This is a genomic window from Malikia spinosa (assembly GCF_002980625.1).
GTDB lineage: Bacteria > Pseudomonadota > Gammaproteobacteria > Burkholderiales > Burkholderiaceae_C > Malikia > Malikia spinosa.
In genome coordinates this window covers 23,992-43,537 of the sequence record NZ_PVLR01000044.1, presented here as the reverse complement: position 1 = coordinate 43,537, position 19,546 = coordinate 23,992, and the positions used below count along the sequence as shown (strand labels likewise).

Below are 19,546 nucleotides of genomic sequence, written 5' to 3'. Positions count from 1 at the left end.
CTGGACGTGAGTCATCAGCTCAGAACAGGCCCGACAGCGGCGGCTGGGTTCCCTTGAGTCGGTAGGCCCCGACCACGGCCGCCTTCCAGTGCCGCGGGTTGTGGTTGGCCACGGTGCGGGCATTGCGCCAGTGGCGGTCCAGGTTGTGCTTGCGTGCGGTGGTCGAAGCCCCGCCGACGTCGAACAGCAGTTCCGCTGCCTTGAGCGCCGCTTCGGCGGCCACGTACTGGGCCTGCGCCACGTCGATCGCTGCCTGGGTGATCGAGGCTGGTTCTAGCCCGGACGCCCAGGCGGCGTCGATGCTGTCGGCCGCGCGCAGCACCACGGCCTCGGCGGCGAAGGCGCGGGCCGAAATCTCGCCGACCGAGAACTCCACATAGGGGTCGTCGACCGAGCGGCTGGCGCTGCTGTGCTTGATCGGACGCGCATGGTCGCGGGCGAATGCCACCGCATCGTCGAGCGCATTGCGCGCGATCCCGGCTTCGACTGCCGCCAGGAACAGCTGCGCATAGGGGGTCACGATGCTGCGCTGGGTGCGCCCGCCGGCAAACAGGTGGTGCGGCACGATGTCCTCTTCATCGACCCGGACGTGGTTCAGGTTCGTGGTGCCGCTCGCGGTCAGGCGCTGACCCATGGCATCGAAGTCGTCGACCAGCTCCAGCCCTTCGCGGTCGCGCGGCAGCATGAAGCGCACCTCGCGGTCCGACTCATCGATGGCGACGGCGCTGACCCAGTCCGAGTACAGCGCCCCGGTGCTGTAGTACTTGCTGCCGTTGGCCCGGTAATGGTCGCCTTCGCGCACCAGGCTGGCGCTGATGGCGCCGTTGGCGCCGCCGACTTCCCAGCCTGCGTTGCCGAACAGTTCGCCGTTGAGGTAATGCGGCAGCCAGCGCTGGCGGGCCGCCTCGTCGTCGCTGGCGAGCAGGCCTTCGAGAAACAGGAAGCTGGGCCGCAGCGCCTGCGCCACGTTCGAGTCCACCGAGGCGACATCGATCACGAACTGGATCACGTCGCGCACCGAGGCGCCGCTGCCGCCCTGGCTCTGCGGAACGCGCCAGGTCAGCAGCCTTTCGGCACCGATGCGGCGAATCGGCTCATGCGGCAGGATGCGCTGGCGCTGGCGCTCGCGCTCTTCGGCGCCTTGGCGCAGTTCGGGCAGCAGCGAGGCGGCGCGGCGCTTGAGTTCGGCCACGCTCAGGCGGATTGCCGCATCAGCGGGGGCGGTCGAGGGTTCAAGGGTGATTGCAGTCATCGTGGGGCTTGTTGGATGGGGGCGTCAATGACGCCAGAAGGCGTCGAATGCGGGTCGGCAAGCGGATGGCTTGAACCCGGTGTTCCTATCGTAGGAAGCCCGGATGCGACCGGGAAGGAATAGATTGGAATAAGATCCAACGCAAATGATTTCCGAATATCCTTATTCAAAAATCATCATTCCACCCTGTTTCAAACGGTGATTTTGATTGGCGACTTGCCCGACAATCGGCCTCATATGCCTATCCCACAAACACAGACACAGACCCGTTTCGAGGTGCGCGGCGCCTGCCCGCACGACTGCCCGGACAGCTGCGCGCTGATCACCACCGTTGACCAGGGCCGGGCCGTTCAGGTGCGCGGCAACCCCGAGCACCCGCATACCGCTGGCGTGCTGTGTGCCAAGGTCGCGCGTTACCCCGAGCGCACCCACCACCCGGAGCGCTTGCTGTACCCGCTCAAGCGGGTCGGCCCCAAGGGCTCTGGCCAGTTCGAGCGCGTGAGCTGGGATCAGGCCCTGTCCGACATCGCCACTCGCCTGCAGGCAATCGCCGCGCGCGACCCGCAGGCCATCCTGCCCTACAGCTATGCCGGCACCATGGGCCTGGTGCAGGGCGAATCGATGGACCGGCGCTTCTTCCATCGCCTCGGCGCGTCCCGGCTCGACCGCACCATCTGTGCCTCGGCCGGTGCTGCCGCGCTCGAAGCCACGCTGGGCGGCAAGCTCGGCATGAAGGTCGAGCATTTCGCCGAGTCGCGTCTGATCCTGCTCTGGGGCACCAACTCGATCGGCAGCAACCTGCATTTCTGGCGCCATGCGCAAGAGGCCAAGCGCCGCGGTGCCAAACTGGTCTGCATCGACCCGCGCCGCTCCGAGACCGCCGACAAATGCCACGAGCACCTGGCCCTGCTGCCCGGCACCGACGCGGCACTGGCCTACGCGCTGATGCACGAGCTCATCGTCCACGACTGGCTCGACCACGACTACCTGGAGCGTTACACGCTGGGCTGGCCGCAGCTGCGCGAACGGGCGCTGCAATGGCCGCCGGAGCGGGCGGCGCAGCATTGCGGCCTGCCGGTCGAGCAGATCCTGGCGCTTGCGCAGGACATCGGGCGCTGCTTCGAGCAGCGCGAAGCGGTCGCGATCCGGCTCAACTACGGCATGCAGCGCACCCGCGGCGGTGGCAATGCGGTGCGCGCCGTCGCCTGTCTGCCTGCGCTGATCGGTGCCTGGCGCCAGCGGGCCGGCGGGCTGCTGCTGAGCAGCTCGGGCAACTTTCCGGTCCGGCGCGATCAGCTGCAGCGGCCCGACCTGCTGGCGGCGTCCGGCGTGCGCTCGCCGCGCCTGATCAACATGAGCACCATCGGCGCCGACTTGCTGCGCCCGGCCTCGCCGGAGTTCGGTCCCGCCATCGAGGCGCTGCTGGTCTACAACAGCAACCCGGTCGCCGTGGCGCCGCAGTCGGGCCAGGTCGTGGCGGGCTTTGCGCGCGAGGACCTGTTCACCGTCGTGCTCGAACAGTTCCAGACCGACACGGCCGACTACGCCGACTATCTGCTGCCGGCGACCACGCAGCTGGAGCACTGGGACATCCACACCAGCTACGGCCATACCGACGTGCTGCTGAACCGTCCGGCCATCGCCCCGCTGGGCGAGGCCAAGTCCAACAGCCAGATCTTTCGCGAACTGGCGGCCCGCCTGGGCTTCGACGACCCCTGCTTCGCGCAGGATGACGAATCCCTGTGCCGCCAGGCCTTCGGTGACGCGGTGGACTGGGAGCGGCTGACGCAGCAAGGCTATTTCAGCCTGCCGCTGCCCGACGCGCCTTTCGCCGAGGGCGGCTTTCCGACGCCTTCGGGCAAGTGCGAATGCTTCAGCGCGGCGCTGGCGGCCCAGGGCCTGGACGGATTGCCCCAGGTGCTGCCGAACCACGAGCCCTGGGGCAGCAGCGCGGCCTATCCGCTGGCGATGATTTCCCCGCCGGCACGCAACTTCCTCAATTCGACCTTTGTCAACGTTCGCAGCCTGCGCGACATCGAGGGCGAGCCGCGGCTCGAGATCCATCCCGACGACGCGGCCGCACGCGGCATCGAGGACGGCTCCCTGGTCTGCGTCTTCAACGACCGCGGCCGCTACCATTGCCAGGCCGATGTCAGCCACCGCGCCCGGCCCGGCGTCGTCAACGGTCTGGGTATCTGGTGGCGCAAGCTCGGCCACAACGGGACCAATGTCAACGAGCTGACGCATCAGCAGCTGACCGACCTGGGCCGGGCGCCGGCGTTCTACGATTGCCTGGTCCAGGTCAGCTTGCTCAGGCCAGATGATTCTTGATTGATTTCGTAATAAGCAACTGCGGATCTATTCCTTCCCCGATCAGCGGCTGTTGTCCATCATGTACTCAATTCAATTTTGAGCCTTTCTTTGACCCCTGGAGTCCCCGATGTCAGCAAACTGGAAATTTGAAACCCGTTCCGTCCACGCCGGTTATCAGCCCGACCCGACCACCAAGGCGGTGGCCGTGCCGATCTACCAGACCGCGGCCTACGCCTTTGACAGCGCGCAGCATGGTGCCGACCTGTTCGACCTCAAGGTGCCGGGCAATATCTACACCCGCATCATGAACCCGACGCAGGATGTGCTCGAGCAGCGCATCGCCTCGCTCGAAGGGGGCATCGCCGCGCTGGCGCTGGCCTCGGGCCAGGCGGCCGTGACCTACGCGATCCAGACCATCACCGAGGCGGGCGACAACATCGTCTCCAGCACCGCGCTCTATGGCGGCACCTACAACCTGCTCGCGCACACGCTGCCGCAGTTCGGCATCAACACGCGCTTTGCCAACCACCGCGATCCGGCCAGCTTCGAGCCGCTGATCGACGAGCGCACCAAGGCCATCTTCGTCGAGTCGATCGGAAACCCGCAGGGCAACATCACCGACATCGCGGCCGTGGCTGCCATCGCGCACAAGCACGGCATCCCGCTGATCGTCGACAACACGGTGGCCTCGCCCTACCTGCTGCGCCCGATCGAGCATGGCGCCGACATCGTGGTGCAGTCGCTGACCAAGTACCTGGGCGGCCATGGCACCAGCCTGGGCGGCGCCATCATCGACAGCGGCAAGTTCCCCTGGGCCGAGCACAAGGCGCGTTTCAAGCGCCTGAACGAGCCCGACCCGAGCTACCACGGCGTGGTCTACACCGAGGCACTCGGCGCGGCGGCCTACATCGGCCGCGCCCGCGTGGTTCCGCTGCGCAACACTGGCGCGGCGATCTCGCCCTTCAACGCCTTCCTGATCCTGCAAGGCATCGAGACGCTGGCGTTGCGCATGGACCGCATCAACGCCAACAGCCTGGCAGTGGCGCAGTTCCTGCAGCAGCACCCCAAGGTGGGCTGGGTCAACTACGCGGGTCTGCCCGAGCACCCGGACCATGCGCTGGCGCAGAAATACCTGGGCGGCAAGGCCTCGGGCCTGCTGACCTTCGGCGTCAAGAGTGAAGCGGGTCAGGGCCGGGCGGCCGGTGCGCGCTTCCTCGACGCGCTGGGCCTGTTCACCCGCCTGGTCAACATCGGTGACGCCAAGTCGCTCGCCACCCATCCGGCATCGACCACGCACCGCCAGCTCTCGCCCGAGGAACTGGTCAAGTCCGGGGTGCCCGAGGACGCGGTGCGCCTGTCGATCGGCATCGAGCATATCGACGACCTGCTGGCCGATCTGGACCAGGCGTTGGCCGCGGTCTGAGCGCCGTCTGACCGCTGAGCCGGGTCAATCGCCGAAGGCCTTCAACACCTCGTCGCGCGTCAGCGTCGGAACGAAGGTCTCGATGAAGCCAAAGGCGAAACCCGGCAGCCAGAGGTTGCGTCGCATGCCGAGCCGGGTCACATTGATCTGGAACAGGTGGCCGGCATCGATCGCGTGCAGATGGTGGTCGCGTTCCTCGTCGATCGCGATCGAGGCGACGATGCCCACGCCCATCTCGAGCTCGACATAGGTCTTGATCACGTCGGCGTCCATTGCGGTCAGCACCACGTCGGGCTGCAGTCCGGCCGCCGTGAAGGCTGCATCGATATGCGAACGGCCGGTGTAGCCCTGCTCGTAGGTGATGATCGGGTAGGCAGCCAGGTCATGCAGCGTGATGGCGCTGCCGCGTTCGATCAGCGGGTGCCCCGGCGGCAGCACGATGCTGTGGCTCCAGCGGTAGCAGGGCAGGGTGACGAGCTGGTCGTAGCTCGCCAGCGCCTCGGTCGCGATGCCGATGTCGGCCTCGCCCGCCAGCAGCATCTCGGCCACCTGCTTCGGGCTGCCCTGGTGCAGGTGCAGGCTCACGCGCGGCCAGCGCTGGCGGAAATCCCTGACCACATGCGGCAGCGCGTAGCGCGCCTGCGAGTGGGTGGCGGCGATCGACAGCCGTCCCTCCTCGCGGCCCTGCAATTCCTGGCCGGCCCGGCGCAGGCTGTCGGCGTCGAGCAGCACGCGCTCGACGATCGGCAGCAAGGCCTTGCCGGCCGAGGTCAGACCCAGCAGGCGCTTGCCCGCGCGCTCGAACAACTCGACGCCGAGCTCCTCTTCCAGCTCGCGTACCTGGCGGCTGACGCCAGGCTGCGAGGTGTGCAGCGCTGCGGCGACCTCGGTCAGGTTGAAGCCGCAGCGCACCGCCTCGCGCACCGAGCGCAGTTGCTGGAAATTCATTACAGCTTGGCCAGCGAGACTTCGGTCGACTTGACCAGCGCAACCACCTCGGAGCCGAGCTTGAGGTCGAGCGCATCGACCGAGCGGGTCGTGATGACCGAGGTCACGATGCCCCAGGGCGTCTCGACATCGATTTCCGACACGACATCGCCGCGAATGATTTCCTTGACCTTGCCCTTGAACTGGTTGCGGACGTTGATGGCTTGAATGGACATGATTTTTTCCTTGAATAAAAAAGTGTTACTTCTTGCTGTAGATCTGGTCGAAGCTGGCGCCGTCGGCGAAATGGTCCTTGCTGGCCTGGCTCCAGCCACCGAAGGCCTGGTCGATGCTGAACAGGTTGAGCTTGGGGAACTGCTTGGCGTACTTGGCCTGCGCCTTGGCCGAGATCGGGCGGTAGAAGTTCTTGCCCGCGATGTCCTGGCCCTCGTCGCTGTAGAGGTATTCCAGATAAGCCTGCGCCACCTGGCGCGTGCCCTTGCGGTCAACCGTCTTGTCGACCACCGTGACGGCCGGCTCGGCCAGGATGCTGATCGACGGGTAGACGATGTCGAACTTGGCGCCGAATTCCTTCTCGAGCAGATAGGCCTCGTTCTCCCACGAGATGAAGACATCGCCCTGGTTGCGCTGGCCAAAGGTGATCGACGAGCCGCGCGCGCCGGTATCGAGCACCGGCACGTTCTCGTACAGCTTCCTGACGAAGTCGCGCGCCTGCGCCTCGCCGCCATACTTGCGCTTGGCGAATTCCCAGGCCGCCAGGTAGTTCCAGCGTGCGCCGCCCGAGGTCTTGGGGTTCGGCGTGATGACCTTGACGCTCGGCCGGGCCAGGTCGTCCCAGTCCTTGATGCCCTTGGGGTTGCCCTCGCGCACCACCAGGATGATGGTCGAGGTATAGGGCGAGCTGTTGTGCGGCAGGCGCTTTTGCCAGTCCTTCGGGATCAGCTTGCCGTTGTGGTGCAGCGCATCGGTGTCGCCGGCCAGCGCCAGCGTCGCGACATCGGCATCGAGCCCGTCGATGATGCCGCGTGCCTGCTTGCCCGAGCCGCCATGCGACTGCTTGATCGCGACCTCCTGGCCGGTCTTGGCCTTCCAGTGCCTGGCGAAGGCGGCGTTGAACTCGACGTAGAGTTCGCGCGTCGGGTCGTACGAAACGTTGAGCAGTTCGACCTTGTTCTGGGCCCAGGCCGGGACCAGGCCGGCGCCGAGCAGGGCGGCGATGGCTAGCTGGTGTCTTATCCAGTGACGGCGTGCTTGCATGAGGGGTTTCCTTGCGATCGGGTGGTGATGAGACCGATGATCGAAGCAAACCCAGCCAACAAGAACTAATAAAAAATCACTTGAAAATTACCAAACCAACTAAAGGGAAGCCGCGCGCTCAGCTCCTGCGGTTGAAGTGGCTCAGCATCGCCGACAGCGAATCCATCAGGCACTGGAAGTCCTGGCCGATCGCCGATGGCGCCAGTGTCAGCCGGATGCGGCAGTAATGGCCCTGGTAGCTGGTCAGCGCCAGCGCCGAGAAGCGCTGGCCGGCATCGAAGCTGGCGTAGCGCAGATTGGCGCTCTTGTTCTCGCTGGCCGGCTGCAGGCCCGGGAATTCGACCCGCAGCTCGGCCAGCGCCTGTTCCAGCTCGGCCTGCAGGCCGGCTTCGGTTGGCGTGCGGTCCGGCGCCGGGTAGAGCGTCAGGCTGACCTCGGTCTGGCGCGCCGCGTAATCCAGCCGCAGGCCGCCGGCCGGCGTATCGACCGGGCCCATGCGCTCGAAATGCAGCCAGCCGAACTGCGCCGGCAGCCCGAAGCCAAAGCGCTCGCCCAGGCTGAAGCCGCAAGCCGGGGTGCTGCGTCCGGGCGCCAGCTTGAGGCGGCTGGTGTCGAAGTAGAGCTGGCGCGGCTCGGCCACCAGCTGCTCGCCGTCGATGAAGCGGATCTCGTACTGGCAGCATTCGACCGTCGGCCGCACCGGGTCGGGCTGCTTGGCCACCAGCCGCCATTGCTGCTGGCCGCCGAACAGGCAGGCAGCGATGCTGTCCTGCGCCTCGACCGCGAGGTAGAGCGAATCGGTGGCGATGACGATCGGGTCTTCGGCATTGCGGCCGGAGCCGCCCGCGATGGGCAGGTCCAGGCCAAAGTCTTTGAGCAGCAAGTCGCGCAGCATCGGTTTCCTGTGTGAGAGCGCGGCGGCCAGGCGGGCCGCCGGGAGGGGTGGAGCGGCGATTCTCGCACCGCAGCGCTGCCCGCCCTGCCACAGGGAGCAGCCATCGATCTCAAGTAAACTCTTTCGGCTCGACTTTTTTGTTCTGACTGGTACCGGCTATGTTCGATTTTTTCCGCAAGCACATGAAGCTCATCATGGGTTTGCTGTTCATTCCGCTCGTGATCGGCTTCGTGCTGTTCGGCGTCCAGGGCTATGACAGCACCGACTCCACCGACAAGGTGGCCGAGGTCGCCGGCAAGGTCATCACGCGCCAGGAACTCGACAACGCGCACCGCAGCGAGGTCGAACAGCGCCTGGCCAGCATGCCCGGCCTCGACCGGGCCCAGCTCGAGTCCGACGCCGCGCGCCGCATCACGCTCGATCGACTGATCGCCCAGCGCGTGCTGGCGCTGGCCACCCAGGACCAGCATATCGTCACGCCCGACCAGCGCCTGGTGCGCGAGCTGTCGCAGGACCCGGTGATTGCGTCCTTTCGCAAGCCCGACGGCCAGCTCGACCTGCAGCGCTACAACGAGGCCCTGCGCGCCCAGGGCATGACGCCCGAGCAGTACGAGAACTCGCTGCGCCAGGACATCGCGCAGCGCCAGGTGCTGGCGGGCATCAGCGCGAGCTCGCTGCTGCCGGCCGCCGTGGCCCAGCCCGCGCTCGGCGCCTGGTTCGAGCGGCGCGAGGTCCAGGTCGCCCGTTTCGCCCCGGCCGATTTCGTGTCCAAGGTCCAGGTCACTGATGCCGATGTCGAGTCCTACTACCAGGCCAATCTGACCCGCTTCCAGTCGCCCGAGCAGGCCGACATCGAATACCTGGTGCTCGACCTCGACGCCGTCGCGCGCCGCCTCACGGTGTCCGACGCCGACCTGCGCGCGCGCTACGAGCAGAAACTGGCCCAGCTGGCCAAGGATGAGCAGCGCCGCGCCAGCCATATCCTGCTGACCGTGGCGCCCGATGCCGCTGCGGCCGACAAGGCCAAGGTCAAGGAGCAGGCGCAGGCCCTGCTGGCCGAGCTGCGCCAGACCCCGGCGCGCTTCGCCGAGCTGGCCAAGGCCCGCTCGCAGGACCCGGGCTCGGCGGCCAAGGGCGGCGACCTCGACTTCTTCACGCGCGGCAGCATGGTCAAGCCGTTCGAGGACGCGGCCTTCGCGCTCGCCAAGGGCCAGCTCTCGGATCTGGTCGAGTCCGAGTTCGGCTTTCACATCATCCAGCTGACCGACATCCGCCAGCCGGCCAAGCCCAGCTTCGAGTCGCTGCGCGCCGAGCTCGAGCGCGAGCTCAAGCAGCAGCAGTCGCTCAAGGCCTATGTCGAAGCCGCCGAGCAGTTCGGCAACCTGGTCTACGAGCAGGCCGACAGCTTGAAGCCCGCCGCCGACAAGCTGGGCCTGACCATCAAGTCCCAGGCCGGCCTGCAGCGCAGCGGCCCGACCGCCGCTGGTGCCGATGCCCTGCTGGCGAATCCGAAGCTGCTGCAGACGGTGTTTGCCGACGACGCGCTGCGTTCCAAGCGCAACACCGAAGCGGTCGAGCTCGGCGCCAACCAGCTGGTGGCCGCTCGCGTGCTGCAGCACCGCCCGGCTGCCACTCGTCCGCTGGCCGAGGTCAGCGCCCAGGTGCGCCAGGCCCTGGTCCAGCAGCGTGCGCTCGAACTCGCCAAGGCCGAGGGCAAGGCCCGGCTCGAGGCCTGGAAGGGCGGCACCGCCGCCAGCCTGCCGGCGGCCATCGTGGTCTCGCGCCAGCAGGCCCAGGGCCTGGCGCAACCGCTGGTTTCCGCCTTGCTGTCGGCCCAGGTCGAAAAGGGCCAGCCCGGCTGGGCCGGCGTCGACCTTGGCGCCCAGGGCTATGCCGTCGCACGCATCAATCAGGTGCTCGCACCCGAGGCGCTGGCCGCCGCGCAAGCCGAGCAGGGTCGCCAGCAGCTGGCCCAGATGTGGGCCCAGGCCGAGGCGCAGGCCTACCTCGAGGCGCTGAAGAAGCACTACCAGGTAAAAATCCTGATCAAGTCCTGAGATGGGCCGCTTTTTCTGTATAGAATAGCGGCTTCGACAGACGGTGGCTGTAGCTCAGTTGGTAGAGTCCAGGATTGTGATTCCTGTTGTCGTGGGTTCGAGTCCCATCAGCCACCCCAAGAATTCCAAGCATTTGCAAATGCTGTTCCCAGCAAGTCAGTCGCAAGATACTACTGGGACGCTTTGTGAACAGCAGCCGAAAAAAGCCCGGTCCAGTCGAGCTTTTTTCATCAAGAAATTGTCAGCCGCGGTGGCTGTAGCTCAGTTGGTAGAGTCCAGGATTGTGATTCCTGTTGTCGTGGGTTCGAGTCCCATCAGCCACCCCATCCCTTTAGGGCTCCTGTAGAGCCCAGTCAAAAGCCCGGACCTGCCGGGCTTTTTTGCGCCTGTACCGCGCGTGCCCGTTAGCGCTGGTTCTGGAAAACCTGCGCTACTCCCTGGCCCCAGTGGCTGAGGATGTCCATCAGCTGACGGCTGTAGGCCGCGGCGCGCTCGACATGGGGCTGCAAGCTGTTGCCGTGCAGCTGCATCAGGTCCTGGGCGTCCTTGGCGTTCAGGCTGGCCTGGACCTGCTGGGCGCCGTCGTTCAGCGTGTCCTGCGACAGCTTGAGGTTCAGCGCCGTCAACTTCTCGACGCTCGACAGATAATGGGTCGACAGCTCGTGCAGGGCCTTGAGCTGGGCTTGCTGGGCCGCAATGATTTGTTCGTTGGTCAACATGGGTTTCCTCCTCCAGAAATAATGAATGCCATCTTCTTTTATCGCGTCATTGTGAGGTCTTGGTGACAGTTTGCCCAGCGGCCCCGATTTCCCCGTCCCTACTGCCGTCATGAGTCCTGCCCACCCCGCCTTGAGCGTCGACCCGTCCGAGCTCGAGTTCCATGCGATCCGGGCCCAGGGTCCTGGCGGGCAGAACGTCAACAAGGTCTCGAGCGCGATCCAGCTGCGCTTCGACATCGCGGCGTCTTCCCTGCCCGAGGCGGTGCGGACCCGCCTGCTGGCCCTGTCCGACCGGCGCATCAGCGACGCCGGCGTGCTGGTCATCAAGGCCCAGTCGTTCCGGACCCAGGACGCCAACCGCGAGGACGCCTTGCGCCGCCTGCAGGAACTGGTCAATTCGGTCGCCGAAGCCCCCAAGACCCGGCGCCCGACGCGGCCGACCTACGGCTCGCAGCAGCGCCGCCTGCAAGGCAAGGCCAAGCGTGCCGAGGTCAAGGCGGGCCGGGGCCGCATCGACGGCTGATTGACTCAAAGCCCGCATTGCTCCCGGCTCCGGGGCCGTGGCTACACTGGCCGCATGCCTGCCGCCATCGCTGCCCCCGATTCCACCCCTGCCACAAAAGCCCAATCCGAGCCCTGCCTGCAGGCCACCGGCCTGGGCAAGCGCTACCAGCAGGCTTCGGTGTTCGCGGGCGTCGATCTGACGGTGCGGGCGGGCGAGTTCGTCGCGATCGTCGGCGAGTCGGGCGTCGGCAAGTCGACCCTGCTCAATTGCCTGGCCGGGCTGGACCGGGTCGATAGCGGCCAGGTCCGCCTGCTCGGCCGGGACTGGGCAGCCCTGAGCGAGCCGCAGTCCGCCGCCTGGCGCCGCGCCCATCTGGGCTTCGTGTTCCAGGCCTTCCATGTGCTGCCGCACCTGAGCGTCGAGCAGAACGTCGGCCTGCCGCTGTTGTTGCTGGGCCAGCCAGCGCCCGAGCGGGTCCAGGCCATGCTGGTCGCCGTCGGTCTGGGCGGTCTGGGGCCGCGGCTGCCGCAGACGCTCTCGGGCGGGCAGCTGCAGCGGGTCGCGATCGCGCGCGCACTGGTGCATCGCCCCGAGCTGATCCTGGCCGATGAGCCGACCGGCAACCTCGACCCGCGCACCGCGGCCCAGGTCATGGAGCTGCTGCAGGCCCAGACCCGGGAGCAGGGCGCCGCCCTCGTGCTGGTGACCCATTCGCAGGCGGCAGCGGGCCAGGCCGACCGGCTGCTGCTTCTCACGCCCGACGGCATGGTGGAGGACTGAAGGCATGCGCCTGTCCACCTACTGGACGCTGCTCAAGACCTTTTCCTGGCAGGAGCTGCGCCTGCATCCCTGGCGCCATGCGATGGCGGTGCTGGCGGTGATGCTGGGCGTCGGGCTGGCGCTGTCGGTGCAATTGATCAATGCGTCGGCGCTGTCCGAGTTCTCGGCTGCCAGCCAGAGCGCCAGCGGCGAGCCCGACGCCCAGCTGCGCGGCCTGGCCGGACGGCTCGACGAGCGCTGGCTCGATCTGGCGCGGGCCCAGCCTGGCGTGCGCGAGGCCAGCCCGGTGCTGGAGTTGCAGACCCAGCTGCTCGACGCTCAGGGCCAGCGCCAGTCCGTGCGCCTGTGGGGGCTGGACGGGCTCAGCATGCCGGCGATCCAGCCGGCACTGGCGCTGCAGCCCGATGCCGGTGTCGACCGGCTGGCCATCTTCGGCGCCGATACGGTGTTTGCCAATCCGGCCGCCTGGCGTGCCATCAGTGACGGCACCAGCAATGACGGCGCCAGCAGCGATATAGAAAACGCCGATGCGGCATCGGGCCAAGCCCAGCAGACTCCTGACCAGGCCAATCCCGAGGCCACTGCGGTCGAAGTCCAGGTCGGTCTGCAGCGCCAGCGGCTGCACCTGGCGGGCCGGGTCGCGCAGGGCGGGGCGGCGCTGCTGGCGATGGATGTCGCGGCCTTGCAGGACCTCAGCGGCAACGCCGGCTTCATCAGCCGCATCGACCTGCGGCTAGAGCCGGGCAGCAACCCCGATGCCCTGCTGGCGGCGCTGCGCCAGGCCGCCCTGCGCAGTCCCTGGGCGCAGTCGCTCGATACCGGCGCGCTGCTGCTGCAGCGGCCGGGCGACGGCGGGGCTCGGCTCGGCCAGCTCTCGCGCGCCTACCGGGTCAACCTGACGGTGCTGGCCCTGGTCGCGCTGTTCACCGGCGCCTTCCTGGTGTTCTCGGTGCTGAGCCTGAGCGTGACCCAGCGCCTGCCGTCCTTTGCCCTGCTGGGCGTGCTCGGGCTCGATGCGCGCCAGCGCCAATACCTGGTCTGGGCCGAATCGGTGCTGCTCGGTGCCGTTGGCAGCCTGCTCGGGGTGGCGCTGGGCACGGCGCTGGCCTGGGCTGCGCTGCGGCTGCTGGGCGGCGACCTGGGCGGGGGTTATTTCGATGCCATCGCGCCCAGCCTCGACTGGAGCCCGCTGGCCGCTGCCGGTTATGGCGCACTCGGGATCGGTGCCGCCTGGCTCGGCGGCTGGTGGCCGGCGCTCGCGGTGCGCGGCATGGCACCGGCGCAGGCGCTCAAGGGCTGGGCCATGCAGCCCGATCGTCCGGGCGGGCTCACGGCCTGGTCCGGCCCGGCCTTGCTGCTGCTGGCCTTCGGCCTGTGCTGGCTGCCACCGATCGACGGCCTGCCGCTGGCGGCCTATGTCGCGGTGGCCTGCGGCCTGCTGGGCGGCATCCTGACGCTGCCGGTACTGGTGCGCCTCGGCCTGGGCCGGCTCGCGCCCTGGGTCCAGCAGCGGCCGCTGGCGCTGCTCGCGCTCGAGCGGGCTCGGCGTTTTCCGCACAGCGCCTCGATCGCGACCAGCGCGGTGGTCGCCAGCCTGGCCTTGTCGGTCGCGCTGACCGTGATGGTCGGCAGCTTTCGCGAGTCAGTCATGCGCTGGCTCGACACCGTGCTGCCAGCCGAGCTTTATCTGCGCGCGGCCCCGGCCGCCGGTGGGGCCGAGACCGCGCGGCTCACGCCCGAGTTCGTCGCTACTGTCGCCGCCATGCCCGGCGTGGCGCGGGTCGAGGGCCTGCGCCTGCGCACCCTGACGCTGGACCCGCGCCGCCCGCCCGTCACGCTGATCGCGCGGCCGCTGCGTTCGGCGGGCGATTCGGTTGCTGCATCGGCTGGCGCGGCTTCCCGCAGTTCGGCCAGTAATTCAGTGCCGCTGCCGCTGGTCGGCCAGGCGCTACCCTGGCCGGCCCAGCCGACAGCGACAGATCCGGCCACCGTCGCCACCGGCGACAGTTCGGCTGCTGCTGCCACAGGCGCGCCGCGCATCGCGGTGTTCGCGAGCGAGGCCATGGCCGAGCTGCACGGTGCCAGCCTGGGGCGCGAGCTCGAACTGCCCGGCCTCGGGCCGCCCGGCGTGCGCTTCGTCGTCATCGGCATCTGGCGTGACTACGCGCGCCAGCAGGGCAGCCTCGTGATCGACGCCCAGGACTATGCGCGGCTCACCGCTGACCATTCGGTCAACGATCTCTCGGTCTACCTCAAGCCCGATGCGCCAGCCGATCTGCGCCAGCGCCTCGAGCAGGCCAGCGGCGGCCTCTATGAGCTCAGCTCGGCGCAGGACATCCGTGCCATCTCGCTCGGCATCTTCGACCGCAGCTTTGCCGTCACCTACTGGCTGCAGGCGGTCGCCATCGGCATGGGACTGATGGGGGTCTCGGCCAGCTTCAGCGCCCAGGTGCTGGCGCGCCGGCGCGAGTTCGGCCTGCTGCAGCATATCGGCCTCTCAAGGCGCCAGTTGCTGGGGCTGGTGGCGGCCGAGGGTGCGCTCTGGACTCTGCTCGGCGCGGCTGCCGGCCTGTTGCTGGGGCTGGCCGTCAGCGTGGTGCTGGTGCATGTGGTCAACCCGCAGAGCTTTCACTGGACCATGGAGCTGCATCTGCCCTGGGCCCGGCTGCTGGCACTCGCGCTCTCGGTCGTCGCCGCCGGCACCCTGACTGCCTGGCTCAGCGGCCGGCTCGCCGCCAGCCAGCAGGCCGTGCTGGCCGTCAAGCAGGACAGTTGATCCCATGATGAACCCTCCCTTCGATCGCCTGCGTCGCCAGCTGCTGCTGCAGGGCCTGGCCCTGTCCGGCACCGGTGCATTACCCGCATGGGCGGCACAGCCCTCCCTGGCTTTCCAATCCCCTCAGGGGGCCCAGGGTGTTCAAGCCGTTCCGGCTGCACAGGCCGATGCTTGCCGAACGCTCAAGCCCCGGCCGCTGCTCTTTCCGGCCGACCACGGCAGCCACAACGGCTCGCGCACCGAATGGTGGTATCTGACCGGCTGGCTGCGCGACGAGGCGCAGCGGCTCTATGGTTTCCAGGTCACCTTCTTCCGTTCCCGGGTCGATCCGGCCCAGGGCCTGCGCAGCCGTCTCGCGGCGCGCCAGCTGCTGTTCGCCCATGCCGCACTGACCGACGTTGCCGCACAGGCGCACTGGCACGACCAGGCGCTGGTGCGCTGGAACGGCGAGCCGGCCGAAATCCCCGAGCTGCAGGCCCATGCAGCCGCCACTGACACCGATGTGCGGCTGCGCGGCTGGAGCCTGCAACGCCAGCCCGATGCCGGCTCCTACCGGACCCAGATCCGCGCGCGCGACTTCGCGCTGGCGCTGGACGCTGCGCCGACCCAGGCGCTGCTGCTGCAGGGCGACCGAGGCTGGTCGCGCAAGGGCCCTAGTCCTGAGCAGGCCAGCCACTACTACAGCCAGCCGCAGCTGCGCGTGAGCGGACAGCTGCAGCGCTCAGGCCGCAGCCTGTCGGTGCAGGGCCTGGCCTGGCTCGACCACGAGTGGAGCGAGGCACTGCTGCATCCCGAGGCCGTGGGCTGGGACTGGATCGGCATGAATCTTGACGATGGCGCCAGCCTGACCGCCTTCCAGCTGCGCCGCGCCGATGGTTCCGCGCTCTGGGCCGGTGGCAGCTACCGCTCGGCACCCGGACCGGCTGGCCGCCAGGACACCCGCATCTTCCAGTCCGGCGAGGTGCGGTTCGAGCCTGGCCGGCGCTGGACCAGCCCGCGCACCGGCACCCGCTATCCGGTCGAGTGGCGAGTCACGACGCCGGCCGGGCGCTTCGCGGTGGCGGCGCTGCTCGACGCGCAGGAACTCGACAGCCGTCGCAGCACCGGCGCCGTCTACTGGGAAGGTCTGAGCGAGCTGAAACCCGCCGACGGCGGCCCGCGCCTGGGACTGGGCTACCTTGAACTGACCGGCTACGGCGATCGGCTGGCGCTCTAGCCGGCGCGCGCCTCAGGCCGGCTGCATCCTGCCGCTGCGGGCCTGAAACCTCGCCCCGGCAGGGCTGTGATCAGCTGTGTACGATGCACCCATGAACGACCTCAGCGCCTTTCCCATCACCCGCAAATGGCCGGCCCGTCATCCCGATCGGCTCCAGCTCTACTCGCTGCCCACGCCCAACGGCGTCAAGGTTTCGATCCTGCTCGAGGAGCTCGGACTGCCCTACGAGGCGCATCGGGTCAGCTTCGAGACCCGCGACCAGTTCTCGCCCGAGTTCCTGTCGCTGAACCCGAACAACAAGATCCCGGCCATTCTCGACCCCGACGGTCCGGGCGGCCAGCCGCTGGCGCTGTGGGAGTCGGGTGCGATCCTGATCTACCTGGCTGAAAAGACCGGCCGTTTCCTGCCCCAGGACCCGGCCAAGCGCTACGAGACGCTGCAGTGGCTGATGTTCCAGATGGGCGGCATCGGCCCGATGTTCGGCCAAGTCGGCTTCTTTCATCTCTACGCTGGCAAGGATTACGCGGACAAGCGCCCGCGCGACCGCTATGTCGCTGAAGCGGCGCGCCTGCTCGGCGTGCTCGACCAGCGGCTGGCCGGCCGTGACTGGATCATGGGCGACCAGTACACGATTGCCGATATCGCGATCCTGCCCTGGGTGCGCAACCTGGTCGAGCATTACGGCGCCGGTGAGCTGGTCGACTACCCGCGCTTTGAGCAGGTGCAGCGCGTGCTGTCGGCCTGGCAGCAGCGCCCGGCGGTCCTGCGCGGCCTCGACATGCCGCCGCGCGGCTGAGTCCCGGCTGAAAACCGGTTTTCACTCACTTCGCCACGCCCGTCATTGCGTCACGGTGAGGCTGGCGCTGCTGTCGGTGCCGCCTCGTTCGACAGGATCTGGTCGATCTTCTCCTGCAGCGGGTCCGGCTCGGTCGGCAGGGGCGGTGGGCTGATGACTTCCTCGGCCGGCAGCTCCTCGGGCACCAACTCGGGTAGGGCGTCGCGCACCGGCACTTCGCTCGACGGCGCCCTGGCCGGCTTGCTGCCCTGCAGCCATTCCTCCCAGAGCCCGGCCAGGTCGTTCCAGATCCCGCTCCATTGGCCCAACAGCCAGTCGCCCGCACCGCGCCAGAGCCGGCTCAGCCAGTTGCCGCTGTCGGGCTCCTCGAAGTGCGCGCGCGGGTCGGCGATCCTGGCGCGCAGCGCCCGCGCCGTCAGCTCGCCGACCATCGGCAGCGCACTGTAGGCGCCCTGGCCCCAGTGCTCGCTGCGCAGCGTGATGCGGCTGTCGTTGAAGCCGACCCAGGCCCCCGTCACCAGCTGCGGGTGCATCAGGATGAACCAGCCGTCGGCATAGTCCTGGGTGGTGCCGGTCTTGCCCGCTACATCAGCCCGGATGCCGTACTGGCTGCGGATCGCGCGCCCGGTGCCGCGGTCGACCACGCCTCGCATCAGGTCGTACAGCTCCCAGGCCGTGCGCTGATCCAGCACCGCTTCGGGCTGGGCCGGCGCGAATTCCTCCAGCAGCTGGCCCTGGCGGTTCTCGATCCGGGTCACGAACACCGGTTCGATATAACTGCCGCCGTTGGCAATCGTGCCATAGGCCGTGACCATTTCCCTGAGCGTGACCGGGCTGGTCCCGAGCGCGAGCGAGGGCACCGCCTCGAGCTTGCTCTGGCGCACCCCCATCGCGCGTGCCAGCTTGGCCACCTTGGCCGGTCCGACCTCCTGCACCAGCTGCGCCGTGATGGTGTTCTTCGAGTAGGCCAGCGCCTCGCGCAAGCTCAGCTCGCGCCCGCTCGGCGCTCCGCCGTCGCGCGGGCGCCAGATCTCGCCATGGCCGACATCGATCTCGACCTCGCGGTCCTGCCGCTTGTCGTCCGGGCTCAGCCCCTGGCGCAGCGCCTCGCCGTAGACGAAGGGCTTGAAGGTCGATCCGGGCTGGCGCCTGGCCTGCTGCACATGGTCGAAGGCATCCTGCTCGTAGCCGCGGCTGCCGACCCAGGCCAGCACATGGCCGTTCCTGGGGTCCAGCGCCAGCAGGCCGGCCTGTACCCGCGTCTTCTGTTCGCGCAGCCGGCCCATCGCGGCCCGGTCGGCCTGCAATTTTTTCAGCGCCTGGGCGTCGTCCAGCCCCTCGGCGCGCGCCGCCTGGTAGTCGGGCGCAGCGCGCATGATCTCGCGCACCGTCGGGTCCTGTGCGTTCCAGCTGCGGCGCCAGCCCGCGTCTGCCACCGACTGCAGCCGTGCGCCCTGGCGCGCCACCGCCTGGTTCGCCGCCGCCTGCAGCCGCGCGTCCAGCGTCGTGTGCACCACCAGGCCATCGGCGTACAGGTTGTAGCCCTTGCGGTCGGCCCAGCCGATCAGCCAGCGCCGCAGCTGCTGCGCGAAATGCGGCGCCGGCCCCAGCGATTCGCTCTGGCGCTCGAACTCCAGCCGCAGCGGACGCGCCTTGAGCGCGGCATAGCGCTCCGGGCTCAGCTTGCCGCGCTTGACCATCTGGGCCAGCACGGTATTGCGCCGCTGCAGCGCGCGCTCGGGGTTCAGCACCGGGTTGTAGTAGCTGTTGCCCTTGAGCATGCCGACCAGCGTGGCGCCCTGCAGCAGGTCGAGCCCGTCGGCCGAACGGTCGAAATAGGTCCGCGCCGCCATCTCGATGCCATACGCGTTGTAGAGGAAGGGCACGGTGTTGAGATAGGTCTCCAGGATCTCGTCCTTCGAGTAGATCGCCTCGATCTTGAGCGCCGTGATCGCTTCCTTGAGTTTGCGCGTCAGCGTCGGCGCGCGGCCGATCTCCTCGGGATAGAGGTTGCGCGCGAGCTGCTGCGTCAGCGTCGAGCCGCCCTGGCGGTCGCCGCCCAGGGTATGCAGCGCCGAGGACGCCGTGCGCCGCCAGTCGAGCCCGAAATGCTCGCGAAAACGGTGGTCCTCGGTCGCGATCAGGGCGTCGATCACATGCGGCGCCATGTCCTTGAGTTCGACCCAGACCCGGTTCGAACGCTTGAACTCGGTCAGCCGCTTGCCATCGGCGCTCATGATCTGGGCCGGCTGCTCGGTCGCTGCCTTGCGGATGTCGCTGATCGCCGGCGTGAACGGGATCAGCAGCAGCGCATACAGCAGCAGCAAGGCCGGCAGCGCGGCCAGCGCCAGCAAGGCACCGCGCCAGCCCAGCCGCCGCGCCAGACGGCCAGCCGCAGCGCACCAGATCCGGCAGGCCGGCGCGAGGCGGGAGTACAGACCGCGCAGGGCGGCCGCGATCGAGGGCAAAGGGTTCATGTCGGGCGTAGCGGTCGGGCCTAGCGGCGCAGGGCCAAGGAAACAGGGCAGGCAGCGCCGATCGTAAACGCTTGGCCTTGGGCGCCCTGCAATCTGTTGCCAATGTCCTAGGAGAGTTACCCCCTGTTACGG

At 68.3% G+C, this 19,546-nt stretch carries 15 protein-coding genes and 2 tRNA genes; 10 read left to right on the top strand and 7 right to left on the bottom strand.

Annotation, left to right across the window (positions count from 1 at the left end; genetic code table 11):
• Positions 1 to 19: 19 nt before the first annotated feature.
• Entirely contained in the window at positions 20 to 1,252 is a 1,233-nt protein-coding gene (locus tag C6P61_RS14290) for an acyl-CoA dehydrogenase family protein (protein WP_105730602.1), read from the bottom strand.
• A 237-nt stretch (positions 1,253 to 1,489) separates the two neighbouring features.
• On the opposite strand from C6P61_RS14290, the gene C6P61_RS14285 reads away from it, so the two are divergent.
• Together C6P61_RS14285 and C6P61_RS14280 are read left to right on the top strand one after the other, a co-directional pair.
• Entirely contained in the window at positions 1,490 to 3,583 is a 2,094-nt protein-coding gene (locus C6P61_RS14285; protein WP_105730601.1) for a molybdopterin-containing oxidoreductase family protein, read from the top strand.
• Positions 3,584 to 3,692: 109 nt separating this feature from the next.
• Positions 3,693 to 4,988 (top strand): O-acetylhomoserine aminocarboxypropyltransferase/cysteine synthase family protein, encoded by a 1,296-nt coding sequence (locus C6P61_RS14280; protein WP_105730600.1) that lies wholly within the window; start codon positions 3,693 to 3,695, stop codon positions 4,986 to 4,988.
• Between the two features lie 24 nt (positions 4,989 to 5,012).
• On the opposite strand, the gene C6P61_RS14275 is transcribed toward C6P61_RS14280, so the two are convergent.
• The 4 genes from C6P61_RS14275 to C6P61_RS14260 all read right to left on the bottom strand — a co-directional run bounded on the left by C6P61_RS14275 (position 5,013) and on the right by C6P61_RS14260 (position 8,088).
• Positions 5,013 to 5,936, bottom strand: coding sequence for a CysB family HTH-type transcriptional regulator (locus C6P61_RS14275; protein ID WP_105730599.1), 924 nt, complete (start codon positions 5,934 to 5,936; stop codon positions 5,013 to 5,015).
• Complete coding sequence (locus C6P61_RS14270) at positions 5,936 to 6,151, bottom strand: TOBE domain-containing protein (RefSeq protein ID WP_105730598.1); 216 nt, start codon at positions 6,149 to 6,151, stop codon at positions 5,936 to 5,938. The genes C6P61_RS14275 and C6P61_RS14270 overlap by 1 nt, the downstream gene beginning before the upstream one ends.
• 25 nt (positions 6,152 to 6,176) lie before the next feature.
• Positions 6,177 to 7,193 (bottom strand): sulfate ABC transporter substrate-binding protein, encoded by a 1,017-nt coding sequence (locus C6P61_RS14265; protein ID WP_105730597.1) that lies wholly within the window; start codon positions 7,191 to 7,193, stop codon positions 6,177 to 6,179.
• A gap of 118 nt (positions 7,194 to 7,311) precedes the next feature.
• Positions 7,312 to 8,088: a hypothetical protein gene (locus tag C6P61_RS14260; protein ID WP_105730596.1), complete on the bottom strand. Its 777-nt coding sequence runs from the start codon at positions 8,086 to 8,088 to the stop codon at positions 7,312 to 7,314.
• Between the two features lie 158 nt (positions 8,089 to 8,246).
• Between C6P61_RS14260 and C6P61_RS14255 the strand changes: the two genes are divergently transcribed.
• From C6P61_RS14255 to C6P61_RS14245, 3 genes are all read left to right on the top strand, one after another.
• On the top strand, positions 8,247 to 10,145 hold the full coding sequence (locus C6P61_RS14255) for a SurA N-terminal domain-containing protein (protein WP_105730595.1): 1,899 nt from the start codon (positions 8,247 to 8,249) through the stop codon (positions 10,143 to 10,145).
• A 43-nt stretch (positions 10,146 to 10,188) separates the two neighbouring features.
• A tRNA-His gene (locus tag C6P61_RS14250) sits at positions 10,189 to 10,264 on the top strand.
• A 131-nt stretch (positions 10,265 to 10,395) separates the two neighbouring features.
• Positions 10,396 to 10,471: transfer RNA gene (locus C6P61_RS14245), tRNA-His, on the top strand.
• Between the two features lie 78 nt (positions 10,472 to 10,549).
• On the opposite strand, the gene C6P61_RS14240 is transcribed toward C6P61_RS14245, so the two are convergent.
• Positions 10,550 to 10,864, bottom strand: a complete 315-nt coding sequence (locus tag C6P61_RS14240) for a phasin family protein (protein WP_170067396.1) — start codon at positions 10,862 to 10,864, stop codon at positions 10,550 to 10,552.
• A 109-nt stretch (positions 10,865 to 10,973) separates the two neighbouring features.
• Between C6P61_RS14240 and arfB the strand changes: the two genes are divergently transcribed.
• The 5 genes from arfB (at position 10,974) to C6P61_RS14215 (ending at position 16,937) form a co-directional block, all read left to right on the top strand.
• Positions 10,974 to 11,387, top strand: coding sequence for an alternative ribosome rescue aminoacyl-tRNA hydrolase ArfB (arfB, locus tag C6P61_RS14235; protein WP_105730593.1), 414 nt, complete (start codon positions 10,974 to 10,976; stop codon positions 11,385 to 11,387).
• A 54-nt stretch (positions 11,388 to 11,441) separates the two neighbouring features.
• Positions 11,442 to 12,149 (top strand): ABC transporter ATP-binding protein, encoded by a 708-nt coding sequence (locus C6P61_RS14230; protein ID WP_105730592.1) that lies wholly within the window; start codon positions 11,442 to 11,444, stop codon positions 12,147 to 12,149.
• A gap of 4 nt (positions 12,150 to 12,153) precedes the next feature.
• The gene (locus C6P61_RS14225) at positions 12,154 to 14,925 is read left to right on the top strand and encodes an FtsX-like permease family protein (protein ID WP_105730591.1); all 2,772 of its coding nucleotides are present in this window, start codon (positions 12,154 to 12,156) and stop codon (positions 14,923 to 14,925) included.
• 4 nt (positions 14,926 to 14,929) lie between these two features.
• A complete protein-coding gene (locus tag C6P61_RS14220; RefSeq protein WP_244908946.1) occupies positions 14,930 to 16,141 on the top strand; it encodes a lipocalin-like domain-containing protein in 1,212 nt (403 codons plus the stop codon).
• A 91-nt stretch (positions 16,142 to 16,232) separates the two neighbouring features.
• On the top strand, positions 16,233 to 16,937 hold the full coding sequence (locus tag C6P61_RS14215; protein ID WP_105730590.1) for a glutathione S-transferase N-terminal domain-containing protein: 705 nt from the start codon (positions 16,233 to 16,235) through the stop codon (positions 16,935 to 16,937).
• Positions 16,938 to 16,987: 50 nt separating this feature from the next.
• Here C6P61_RS14215 and C6P61_RS14210 read toward each other — a convergent pair whose 3' ends face one another.
• Entirely contained in the window at positions 16,988 to 19,414 is a 2,427-nt protein-coding gene (locus C6P61_RS14210; RefSeq protein WP_105730589.1) for a penicillin-binding protein 1A, read from the bottom strand.
• Positions 19,415 to 19,546: the final 132 nt, after the last annotated feature.